The organism is Rufibacter roseolus, assembly GCF_017916365.1.
Classification (GTDB): Bacteria; Bacteroidota; Bacteroidia; order Cytophagales; family Hymenobacteraceae; genus Nibribacter; species Nibribacter roseolus.
On the sequence record NZ_JAFMSU010000003.1, the window covers coordinates 692262 to 703788 of the forward strand.

The following is an 11527-nucleotide window of genomic DNA, read 5'->3' on the forward strand; positions in this document are numbered from 1 at the left end:
GGCACAGGCAAGTACAGAGATACGGTTCCGCCGTTTCGGGGCAATTTATTATAAAACACCACTAAAATGGTGCCACATAACAGAAACAGAAAAGCAGGTACTGCCACCTGCTTTTCTGTTTTCTACATCTTAGTTCGCGTATTTAGAGAGGAATTTGATCCGCATGAGACGGAGGTCATCCTCGGTATAATCATCGGTGCCCAGTTCTTTGATGGCGGCGGCCATGTTGTCTGTGGTGGCACTCATGAAATAGTCAATCACTTCCTGCTGACGGTCATCATCCAGCACCCCGTCTATGTAGTAGTCCAGGTTAAGCTTGGTACCGGAGTAGCAGATATGCTCAATCTCCTCAATGAGCTCAGACATGGTGAGGCCTTTGGACGAGGCGATCTCTTCCAGGTCCATCTTCTTGTCTATCTGCTGGATGACGTAGATTTTGAGCTTTGACTTGTTCACCGTGGTCTTCACCACCACATCGGCGGCGGTCACGATGTCATTCTCCTCCACGTATTTGGAGATCAGTTCCAGGAAGGGCTTCCCAAACTTCTGCACCTTGCCCATACCCACCCCGGCAATGTGCGCCAGGTCTTCTTTGGTGGTAGGGTATGTGGTAGCCATCTCTTTGATGGACGGGTCCTGGAATAGCACATAGGGCGGCAGGTTCATGTCCTTGGCCAGCTTCTTGCGCAGTGCCTTGAGCAGGTCAAAGAGAACCGCGTCATGGCCGGCGGCGGCCTGCGTTTCCTCCTTCTCCTCTTCCTGCTGCACTTCCTCGTCAAAGTTGTGGTCTTTGGCGAATTTGATGGAGTGCGGGCTTTCTAAGAAATCTTCACCTTTATCTGTGATTTTCAAAGTTCCTACGTTTTCAATGTCTTTCTCCAAAAAGTCAAACAAAAGGGCTTGCCGGATAATTGAATTCCAGAACTGGGGCTCCTGCTCCTTGCCTACGCCAAACACTTCCAGTTGATCGTGGCTGTAGCTTTCTACATATTGGTCTTTGAACCCAATGAGCACATTGACCAGGTGATCTATGCCAAAACGCTGGTTTGTCTGCACCACCGCCTTTAAAGCGTAGGTGAGTTCCTGCTCGGCCTCAAATTTCTCTTTAGGGTGTACGCAGTTGTCGCAGAACCCGCAGTCTTTGTCATACTGCTCACCAAAGTAGTGCAGCAGCTGGCGCCGGCGGCAAACCGCTGAGTCGGCGTAAGACGCCATCTCCTGTAATAATAACTTAGAATTGTCGCGTTCGGTTACAGGCTTGTCTTTGCTGAATTTCTCCAGCTTCACAATGTCATCGTAACTGTAGAACATGAGGCAGTTCCCCTCCAATCCGTCGCGTCCGCCGCGGCCGGTTTCCTGGTAGTAGCCTTCAATAGACTTAGGCGTGTCATAGTGGATCACGAACCGGACATCGGGTTTGTCAATCCCCATCCCGAAGGCAATAGTAGCCACAATCACATCCACGTCCTCATTGAGGAAAGCGTCCTGGTTGGCCATGCGCACGTTGGAGTCCAGTCCGGCGTGGTACGGCAGCGCTTTGATGTCGTTTACCTGCAGCAGCTCGGCAATCTCCTCTACCTTCTTGCGGCTCAGGCAATAGATAATCCCACTTTTGCCTTTGTGCTTTTTAATGTACTGGATAAGCTGCTTTTTGGTATTGTGTTTAGGTCTTACCTCATAGTACAAATTTGTACGATTGAAAGAGGACTTGAACACGGAGGCATCGTCCATCTGCAGGTTTTTCTGGATGTCCAGCTGCACTTTGGGCGTGGCGGTGGCGGTCAGGGCAATGATAGGCAGGTTGCCTATGTTGTCAATGATACCTCTGATCTTGCGGTACTCCGGCCTGAAGTCATGCCCCCACTCAGAGATACAGTGGGCTTCGTCAATGGCTACAAACGCGATTTTGGCTTGTTTCAGAAAATCCAGGGTATCTTCTTTGGTGAGGGACTCGGGTGCTACGTAGAGCAGTTTCACGTCGCCGCTCACCGTTTCCTTTTTCACCTTGTTCATCTCCGCCTTGGAGAGCGTGGAGTTCAGGAACTGGGCGTTCACCCCAAAAGCGTTCAACTGGTCCACCTGGTTTTTCATGAGCGCAATAAGCGGGGAAATCACAATAGCCGTGCCTTCCATGGCCAGGGCGGGCAACTGGTAGCAAAGTGACTTTCCGGCACCGGTTGGCATGATCACAAAGGTGTTCTTGCCGGCCATGATGTTCTCTATAATCGCCTCCTGGTTGCCCCTGAATTGACTATAGCCGAAAACTTCCTTTAATTTGTTCTTTAATGATTCTTGTTTTACTAACATGTAATATGCTTGTTGTGAGAAACAAGGGTTTGTACTTTCTGTTGTTGTCTTGTCTAATACAAATCTAACTTGAATATCACGAAAAATATCAAAAGCATCGCAAAAAAAGTGTTGGAAGAGGAAGCCACCGCAATCCTTAAACTCGCTGATTATATCAATGAGGATTTTGAGGCGTGCGTACAGGCAATTCTGGCCATCAAAGGCCGTGTGGTGGTCACGGGCATTGGCAAAAGCGCCAACATCGCCTCCAAAATTGTGGCCACGCTCAACTCTACCGGCACTCCGGCCCTTTTCATGCACGCCGCCGATGCCATACACGGGGACCTGGGCATGATCCAGGCCGATGATTTCGTGATCTGCCTTTCCAAAAGCGGCAACACCCCAGAGATTAAAGTTCTGGTGCCGCTGCTCAAGCGCAAAGGCACCCAGTTGGCGGCCCTGGTGTCTAACGTAGATTCCTACCTGGCCCAGCAGTCTGATTTCATCCTGAACGCCACCATTGAGCGCGAAGCTTGCCCCAATAACCTGGCGCCTACTACCAGCACTACCGCGCACTTAGCTTTAGGTGATGCCCTGGCCGTTTGCCTTTTAGAGTCGCGCAACTTCAGCAAAGAGGATTTTGGGGCCCTGCACCCCGGTGGCTCCCTGGGCAAGCGGCTTTACCTTAAGGTAGGTGATATCTACTCACTTAACGCCGCGCCGCAGGTGAACACCGGTGCCACCCTAAAAGAGATCATTATTGAAATCTCCTCAAAACGACTGGGGGCTACTGCGGTTCTGGATAATTCTGGTAACTTAACGGGTATTATCACCGACGGGGACTTACGGCGCATGCTCTCCAACTTTGAGAATCTGACGGGTATTACGGCCGCAGACATCATGACCCCTTCGCCGCTCACCATCGATTGTGATGAATATGCCGTAGAAGCCTTAGCCACGATGCAGAAGAAAAACATTACACAACTCATTGTCACCAAGAACGGCACTTTCACCGGTTTTGTGCACCTGCATGATTTACTTAAAGAAGGATTAGTATAAAATGAACGACAATACCTATGTGGTAATCATGGCAGGTGGCATTGGGAGCCGCTTCTGGCCGTTTAGTAGGGTAAGTCATCCCAAGCAATTCCATGATGTACTGGGCATTGGCGAAAGCATGATTCAAACCACCGTGAAACGGTTCCAGGACATTTGCCCCCCGGAGAACGTTTTCGTGGTTACGCACCGTGACTATGACAGCCTGGTACGGGACCACCTGCCGGAACTCACCGATAACCAGATCCTGCTGGAGCCCATTGGCAGAAACACCGCCGCCTGCATTGCCTACGCCTGCTTTAAGATAGCCAAGCGCAACCCCAACGCCAATATTGTGATTGCCCCGGCAGACCACGTGATCCTGCGCGAAGAGTCTTTCAAGAACTGCGTGCGCGAAGCCCTGGCGGCCACTGCCGAAAACGAGATCCTGGTGACCCTGGGTATCAAACCTACCCGTCCGCATACCGGCTACGGTTACATCCAGTTTATTGACGATGAGCAGAACAGCCTCAAGAAGGTAAAAACGTTCACCGAGAAGCCCTCGCTGGAGATTGCCCAGATGTTCCTGGACAGCGGCGAGTTTGTCTGGAACGCCGGTATTTTCATCTGGAACGCCCAAGCCATTGTAAAAGCTTTCCACCAGTACCTGGGCGACATGGCCGAGACCTTTGACGAAGGCATCCCCGTGCTGGACACCGACCAGGAAGAGGCATTCATCAACCGAGCTTACTCCCATTGCCGTAACATCTCCATTGACTACGGCATCATGGAGAAAGCCGATAACGTGTTTGTGATTCTGGGTGATTTTGGCTGGTCTGATCTGGGCAGTTGGGACTCACTCTACAGCCTGTCTGAGAAAACCCCCGAGGGTAACGTCATTGAAGGAAACGTGCTGGCCTACGATGTCAAGAACTGCATCATTAAAACCCCGGCAAACCAACTGGTGGTGCTGCAAGGCTTAGAAGACTATATTGTGGCCGCCCATGACAACGTGTTCATGGTCTGCCGCCGCGAAGACGAGCAAAAAGTAAAAGACTTCGTGGCCGATGCCAAGGCCATGAAAGGCCAGAACTTCATCTAAGATTCCTTTCTCCTATAAAAAGCGTCGGGGCTCCTGCAAACCAGGAGCCCCGACGCTTTTTATGTTATTGCTGAAATTCTTACTCCGGCTGCTGCAACCTCAACCTGTATACATCTGTGATATCGCCGCGCTTGCGGGTAAAGGTAACCTCCTGGTTTTGGGTGCTCACAACGTAGGCACCATCCAGAATCAACGTCCAGTCAAACTCCGCGGTCCAGAAGGAATTATCCTTGAACACTATCTCCTGTCCTTCCACGTGGTAGGTGCCCTGCCCAATGGCCGGGTATTTCACGTGGTCACTGCTTCCAGAAAATGAAACTCCGTCTAAAACCAAAGTGACATTGGCGACATCATAATCTGCGGTTGGGCTTGACCTCTGGAACTGCCCCACATAGGTTCCACTGGGCAGCATGGCAGGCTCCTCGTCTTTGTCAAAGCAGGAAAACGAAAGGAAGGCCAGCAACAGGAGTAGTAAGTTCTTTTTCATAAAAGTGGCTTTTTCTTCAAGACCCTGCCTAGAGTCAAAAGGCTGCATGAGCCTTTCCAAAGATCATGAATTTTTGACTGCTTTTCGCGATCAGCTAAATTCCATCCGGTTGGCCTTTGTGCTTGTTGATAGTAACACCAACAAGGGCGAGGTATTGACAATATGAACCTGACTAGCTGACGAAATGAACCTGACCGTCAGATTTATCCCATAGAGGAACAAAATACAAAAAGCGCTTCAGGCCTGTTTTCCCAAAAACAGGCCCGAAGCGCTTTATACTATAATCAAATACGTTAAGGCTATTCTGCTTTCCGCTGTCTCAGGGCTTCATAGAGGATGATGCCGCTGGCCACCGATACGTTCAGAGACTGCACCTGGCCGATCATCGGGATTTTCACGCGCACATCGGCTCTCTTGAGGTACTCAGGGGAAATACCGTCTTCCTCGCTGCCCATGAGCACGGCAATAGGACCGGTCAAATCCACAGCGGCATCGGTGAGGTTATCATCGGCTTTCTCTGTACAGGCCACCACCCTTATGCCTGATTGCTTCAAGAAATGCAGGGTGTCTTTGAGGTTGGGCTCGCGGCAAACCGGGATCAGGTTCAGGGCACCGGCTGAGGTTTTAAGGGCATCGGCGTTGATCTGGGCAGCTCCGCGGCTCGGAATCACAATAGCGTCCACGCCCATACACTCGGCGTTACGGGCAATCGCCCCGAAGTTCCGCACATCGGTGATGCGGTCCAGCACCAGCAACAACGGATCTTTGCCCTTTTCAAAAAGAGAGGCCACAATCTCATCCAGCGGAGAATAGGAAATCGCGGAGAGGTAGGCCACAGCACCCTGGTGGTTCTTGCGAGTTAATTGGTCCAGCTTCTCATTGGGCACCAGGGAAATCGGAATCTGGGCCTCGCGCGCCAGCTCGGTGATCTCCTGGCTGATGCTATGCTTGGTGCCTTTGAGCAGATAGATCTTCTCCATGGTCTTGCCGGCGTGCAAGGCTTCCAGTATCGGCCGCAGGCCGAACACCATCTCCATTTTATCTACCTTGGGTTGGGTAAAGTGTCTTGGCTTGCCGCCGCCTTCTCTATCTCTGTAATTTCTGTTCTCCATGGATGTTATGCGTTGATCTGCAGCCAGGCTGCTTTTCTGATTTGCCTGCAAAGGTAGCCGTATTTCCGCAGAAATGAAGCAGAAGCTTCCGCTCCCGGCTCAGGGCGTTCTGCCGGGCACCCTTTCCTACTTTCTGCTTCTTTGAAGTACGTAAGAACAGACCTCCTGTTTTTAACCTGGTTTTCTGAAAAGAAGCCGCAAACAGCAGTCTGGTGAAAAGCAGAAGGGCCGGATATTTCTACCCGGCCCTTCCGTTATAATCAATCCATCTTACTTGCCCATCTGGCCGTAGTACTGCATGAACTTCTGCTCAATCTCAGCGGATTTCTGGGTCATGCCAACCTGGCGCGACACCTGAATCAACTGCTGCATGATGAAGAGGTTAATGCGGATCTCGGTCTCAAACATGGAGCTTTGCGTGAAGTAATACCGCAGGGCAGCGTCTGACCGAGCTGACATGGTGTTCACGATTTCCTGGGCGCGTTTCTGCTCGCCTACCTCGTACAACGGCACTACAAACGGCGGAATGTAGTAGTCATACGGGATGGATTTATCCGGTAGCTGTGCGAAGCAGTAATCCATGATCTTCTTGGCTGTGGCTTTGTCGCCGGCTTTCAGGTACTCCAGGGTGAGCTGATAATACTTGTCGCGGGCATTGGCTGGGAAACGCAGGTAATTCTCATCGTAGAAAATATCCGTACGGTCAAGGTTGCGCCAGGAGAACTTGTTCATCATGTTGTCATACATAATGTCCTTGGCGATGTAGCCCATCTGATCCTGGCTTCTGCTCTGCACCGGCACAATTCTGTAGGCCAGGCCTTCCAGTTGCAGGTAGTTGTCCAAGCCCATGAAGTCAGAGTTGTCGGCGGTGGTAGAGAAGTACACGGGGCGCTTCCAGTTGTTGTTCGCCAACAGGTCAAGGATTGCCAGGTGCTTTTTCTCCAGGCCGCCTTTGTCAATGGTGAAGCGCATCTGACTCACGATGGAGTCTCTGTAGGCCGCCGGCACCGCATTGGCGGCGATGACGGCGTTCTTGTCCACGTTCAGGAAGAAGTTCTTGGTAGGGAAAGACAGGTAAGTGCGTCCGGCCCGGTCCCCAATCTGCAGCGCCTGGTGGTTCTGCTTCACCAACTGGATGTATTGCTTCAGGTCAATGCCGTTGGCTACCTCGGGTCGTTCCACGTACGGCAGGTAGTCGTTGATGCCCTGGCGGTAGTTTTCGTTTTCCAGGCTCATCGGGAACGGCTCAGACTTGTAGGCCTGGCGCTTCATTTGGTCCAGGTACCAGTCGGTGTTCATGTAAGAGAGTACGGCTACGCGCACATCCGTCCGGAAGCCTTCCACTTCCTGGGCGTACCAAAGCGGGAACGTATCGTTGTCACCGTTGGTGAACAGGATGGCGTTAGGCGCCACGGAGCTCAACAGGTTCTTGGCCGAGTCAACAGAGTGGTAACGGTCTGAGCGGTCATGGTCATCCCAGCCCTGGGCTGCCATAATGCCGGGGATAAGTAAACCCACCACCGTAGCCACTACGCCAGCCAGCACATCAGATTTCAGAGTGCGACGGAGGAAATCGGCGATCGCCAACACACCCAGGCCAATCCAGATACAGTAAGCGTAGAAAGCACCGGCGAAGGTGTAATCGCGCTCGCGCGGCTCAATAGGCGGTTGGTTCAGGTAAATGACAATGGCAATACCGGTAAAGAAGAACAGAAGGCCCACCACAAAGGCATCGCGCTGTTTTCTCCTGATTTGGAAAATCAAGCCCAGAATCCCCAGCGCCAATGGCAGCATGTAGAAGTTGTTGCGGGCTTTGCTCTCGGCTATGCGGGCTGGCAGACCATTATTGCCTTCCCAAGGCCACAACACGCCAGACTGCTGAATATCGCCCTCGCGGCCCACGAAGTTCCAGCCGAAGTAACGCCAGAACATGTGGCCCATCTGGTAACGGAACAAGAAGCTCATGTTCGCCCCGAAGCTTGGCTTCTGGCCTTCCTGAATGTCTACCCATTTCTTATACTGGGCAATATGACCAGGTTGGTTGCTGTACAGACGCGGTAACAGGGTCTTGTCTTTTGAATCGTATACCGTCTCCATCTTCCGGCCTACCTCAATGTATTTGTCTTTGCCTTTGATATACTGGGCAGCGCCTTCTTTCTGGTCAATAGGCTCCGCGTTGAACTGCGGCCCAAAGAGCAACGGACGGTCACCGTACTGCTCCCGCTTAAGGTAAGACACAAAGCTCACGATGTTCTCTGGGTCGTTCTCGTCAATGGTGGGGTCGTAGCCAGAACGGATAGGAATGATCAGGTAAGAAGAGTACCCGATAAGCACGAAGATGAAGCTCAGCAAAGCCGTATGCAGCGTACGGTTTCCGGTTCTGATGGCGTAACGCACCGCCCAAACAATTGCTGCGATGAACAGCACCACAAAGAAGATCACCCCAGAGCCAAACGGCAACCCGAAGCTGTTCACGAACATCACCTCAAAGGAGCCGGCAATGGAAGGCAAGCCCGGGATAACACCCACCAGCACTACGCCTAAAATCACGGCGCTTACCACCAAAGTAATAAGAGCGCCTTTGTTTGAGTACTTTTTAAGACGGAAAAAGAAAATAAAGGCCAAAGCCGGGATAGCTACCAGGTTCAGCAAGTGAACGCCAATGGAAAGACCCACCATGTAGGCGATAAGGATGAGCCATTTGTCTGAAACGGCATCATGGGCGCGGCTTTCCCAGCGGAGCATGGCCCATACCACAAAAGCGGTAAAGAAGGATGAAAAGGCGTACACCTCGGCCTCTACCGCGGAGAACCAGAAAGAATCAGAGAACGTGAATGCCAACGCACCAACAGCAGCAGCCCCCATGATGGCAATAGTCTGCCCCAGGGTGGGCTCTACCAAGGTTTCTTCTGGAGCGGTAGCCGTAGCCATGGCACCCAGGGTGCTGGGGCGTTGGTTTGGCACCAACAGTTTACGGGCCAGGATACTGATGGTCCAGAACAGGAAAAGCACGGTAAAGGAGCTGGAAAGCGCCGAGAGCAGGTTCACCCACCAGGCCACTTGTGCCGGCTCACTCGCAAACAAAGAGAAAATACGCCCCAACAACAGGTAAAAAGGAGCTCCGGGGGGGTGTGGCACTAAGAGTTTATAGGAACAGGCAATAAATTCTCCGCTGTCCCAGAAACTGGCCGTTGGCTCCAGGGTAAGTACATACGCGATGGTTGCCACCGCAAATACCAGCCAACCTACCAGATTGTTGATCCGATTGTATTGCAACATGATGTGTTAAAGATTGAACCCTCGAAATTAGCAATTTTCTGCACGTTTAGCCTCTTGCAGACCCCAATAAATAAAAAAAGAGCCAGCGCAGGCTGGCTCTTCCTATAACTTAGGCAGCTGAAAATTATTGCTGCTGCAGAATGAGTCGTTTGGTTTCCACCATTTTTTCGTTTACCAATAGGCTGTAGAAATAGATACCAGCCGGCAAAGGCGAAAGATCCACCATGATGGTCTCAGAGGAAGCAGGCTTGCTCACCGGAATCTCTTTGTACACTTTACCAATGGCGTTGGAGATCCTGATCTTGTAGTTGTCATCGCCAAGCGAACTCAACGAGATCTTGGTCATACCCCTGGAGGGGTTAGGATACGCGCTGAGGGAAGGAATGACCTTGGGCTCCTTCACCCCCTGGTTCCCTGATAGAATCCTGCTGGTGCTGGCGTACAGGGCTGTGATTTGGCGCAGACCAGGCTTTGGCGTTTTGGCGCCTGTATTTTTTGTCAGGTACAACAATGGCGAATACTTTTTCACGTTCGGGTTGTAGGAAGCAAGGGTTGAGGCCGCCGGTATCCCAAAATCCGTGATCGCTAAATTGGCAGAAGTACGCCAGTTCAGGAAAACGGTATCGGATTCAGACGTACTGGCCGCACGGGAACCCAGAGGCAAACCGCCCCGAATCTCGCCCAGAGAGGATGCTTTACTGCCTAAAACCATGCCCAGGGTTAGAACGCCCAGGATAACGCGTGTAAAAATTTTCATACCATATATGCCAAGAAGTTGGTGACTAAATGCGGAATCGTTCAAATATAGCAACGGATCTTTAAACTACAAACTAAACTATAGAATATTTCCTATCTATAACTATAAAAAAATCAATAAAGCCTTTGTTCTGTACAAGCTACTTTAAGCCTGTATTTCAAAAATTGGGCCAAAAACAACTACTCTTCCATCACAAATTTGATCTCCTGGAACTGGAAGAACTGCAATTTTTGTTCTATGAGTACCGCCAACCGCCCAGTCGCGTCAACCCCTGTGATTTGCCCCGGCAGCACCTGCCCTCCTACCTCGTAAGAGTGCCATTCCTGGTAACGGTACAAATGCTGCAGGTACTCCCTTTTCTGGGCTTCGCCGGCCCCGGTCCGCAGTGCCAGGTACCGTCGCTCCAGATTTTCCAGTAACTTGCTGATGGCCTTGGGCAGGGGAATTTGTTCTCCGGTGAGCAAGGCCAGGGAGGTAGCCCGTGGGTGGACAAAAGAAACCTGGTTCACGTTGAGGCCAATACCAATAACACTGTGCTGCAGGAACCGCCCGCTCACGGCGTTCTCAATCAAGATGCCACCCGCTTTCCGGTCTCTGTAGTATAGATCGTTAGGCCATTTAAGGGCTACCCCTTCGGGCAGGTATTCCCGCAGAAGGTCAAGCGCAGCCAGGGAGACGGCAATGTTGAGCGAAAATTGGTGCTGGGCCTCTAAAAAGGTTGGCTTTAATATGACAGATAACGTAATGTTTTTGTCAGGCTCCACGTCCCAGGTATTGCCACGTTGGCCGCGCCCACCGGTTTGGGCACCCGCCACTATGACACAACCATCAGTGGCGCCATTTTTGTTAAGAAGCAGATGCGCCTCTGTGTTAGTGGAGGCACATTCTGGCATAAAAACCAATTGCTGGCCTATAAAAAGGGTATTTAGCGAAAATTTATGCAAAGACTTTAGTATTTTTGAAGATCAAATTTATATTTCCCAGATGAAACACAACACGATTCAGGACAATTCCGACATATTGGCAGAACTGGTAGTAAAAGGCATGCAAGAAAGAAAAGCAGCTGACATTGTCGTTCTAAACCTGAAATCTTTGAAGAATGCCGTCTCTGACTACTTTATCATAAGCTCCGCTAGCTCAGACACCCAACTAGACGCTATTGCTACGTCTATTGAGGAAGAAGTTTTCAAGCTAACGAAAGAACATCCCTGGCAGAGTGAAGGCCGGACCAACCGCGAATGGGTGGTACTAGACTACGTAGACGTAGTGGCCCACATTTTCCTCAAGGATAAGCGTAATTTCTATGCCCTGGAAGAGCTTTGGGGTGATGCCGAGATTACGCACGTAGAGCCTACCACAGGCACTACATCGGCGGTGGTTTAAACAATGCCCCCGTCCGGAGGTTTACTTTTTATTGAGAGAGAACAACCCATGACAGACAAACCAGAAAAAAAGAGAAAAAGAAAAAT

9 protein-coding genes are annotated in these 11527 nt (G+C 51.1%); 3 read left to right on the plus strand and 6 right to left on the minus strand.

The window, feature by feature from the left end:
* Positions 1–129: 129 nt before the first annotated feature.
* Positions 130–2307: a DNA helicase RecQ gene (recQ, locus tag J3P35_RS18725; protein WP_210466282.1), complete on the minus strand. Its 2178-nt coding sequence runs from the start codon at positions 2305–2307 to the stop codon at positions 130–132.
* 69 nt (positions 2308–2376) lie between these two features.
* Here recQ and J3P35_RS18730 point away from each other — a divergent pair, with 69 nt between their 5' ends.
* Together J3P35_RS18730 and J3P35_RS18735 are read left to right on the plus strand one after the other, a co-directional pair.
* Entirely contained in the window at positions 2377–3345 is a 969-nt protein-coding gene (locus tag J3P35_RS18730; protein ID WP_210466283.1) for a KpsF/GutQ family sugar-phosphate isomerase, read from the plus strand.
* A 1-nt stretch (position 3346) separates the two neighbouring features.
* Positions 3347–4423, plus strand: a complete 1077-nt coding sequence (locus tag J3P35_RS18735; RefSeq protein ID WP_210466284.1) for a mannose-1-phosphate guanylyltransferase — start codon at positions 3347–3349, stop codon at positions 4421–4423.
* 79 nt (positions 4424–4502) lie between these two features.
* On the opposite strand, the gene J3P35_RS18740 is transcribed toward J3P35_RS18735, so the two are convergent.
* The 5 genes from J3P35_RS18740 to J3P35_RS18760 form a co-directional block, all read right to left on the minus strand.
* A complete protein-coding gene (locus J3P35_RS18740; RefSeq protein WP_210466285.1) occupies positions 4503–4910 on the minus strand; it encodes a hypothetical protein in 408 nt (135 codons plus the stop codon).
* Between the two features lie 299 nt (positions 4911–5209).
* Positions 5210–6022, minus strand: a complete 813-nt coding sequence (rlmB, locus tag J3P35_RS18745; RefSeq protein ID WP_210466286.1) for a 23S rRNA (guanosine(2251)-2'-O)-methyltransferase RlmB — start codon at positions 6020–6022, stop codon at positions 5210–5212.
* Between the two features lie 270 nt (positions 6023–6292).
* On the minus strand, positions 6293–9301 hold the full coding sequence (locus tag J3P35_RS18750) for a glycosyltransferase family 117 protein (RefSeq protein ID WP_210466287.1): 3009 nt from the start codon (positions 9299–9301) through the stop codon (positions 6293–6295).
* A gap of 124 nt (positions 9302–9425) precedes the next feature.
* Positions 9426–10058, minus strand: a complete 633-nt coding sequence (locus tag J3P35_RS18755; protein ID WP_246850360.1) for a T9SS type A sorting domain-containing protein — start codon at positions 10056–10058, stop codon at positions 9426–9428.
* A 179-nt stretch (positions 10059–10237) separates the two neighbouring features.
* Positions 10238–10951, minus strand: coding sequence for a biotin--[acetyl-CoA-carboxylase] ligase (locus J3P35_RS18760; protein ID WP_210466288.1), 714 nt, complete (start codon positions 10949–10951; stop codon positions 10238–10240).
* Positions 10952–11042: 91 nt separating this feature from the next.
* On the opposite strand from J3P35_RS18760, the gene rsfS reads away from it, so the two are divergent.
* Entirely contained in the window at positions 11043–11441 is a 399-nt protein-coding gene (gene rsfS / locus J3P35_RS18765) for a ribosome silencing factor (RefSeq protein ID WP_210466289.1), read from the plus strand.
* The last annotated feature ends 86 nt before the right edge of the window (positions 11442–11527 follow it).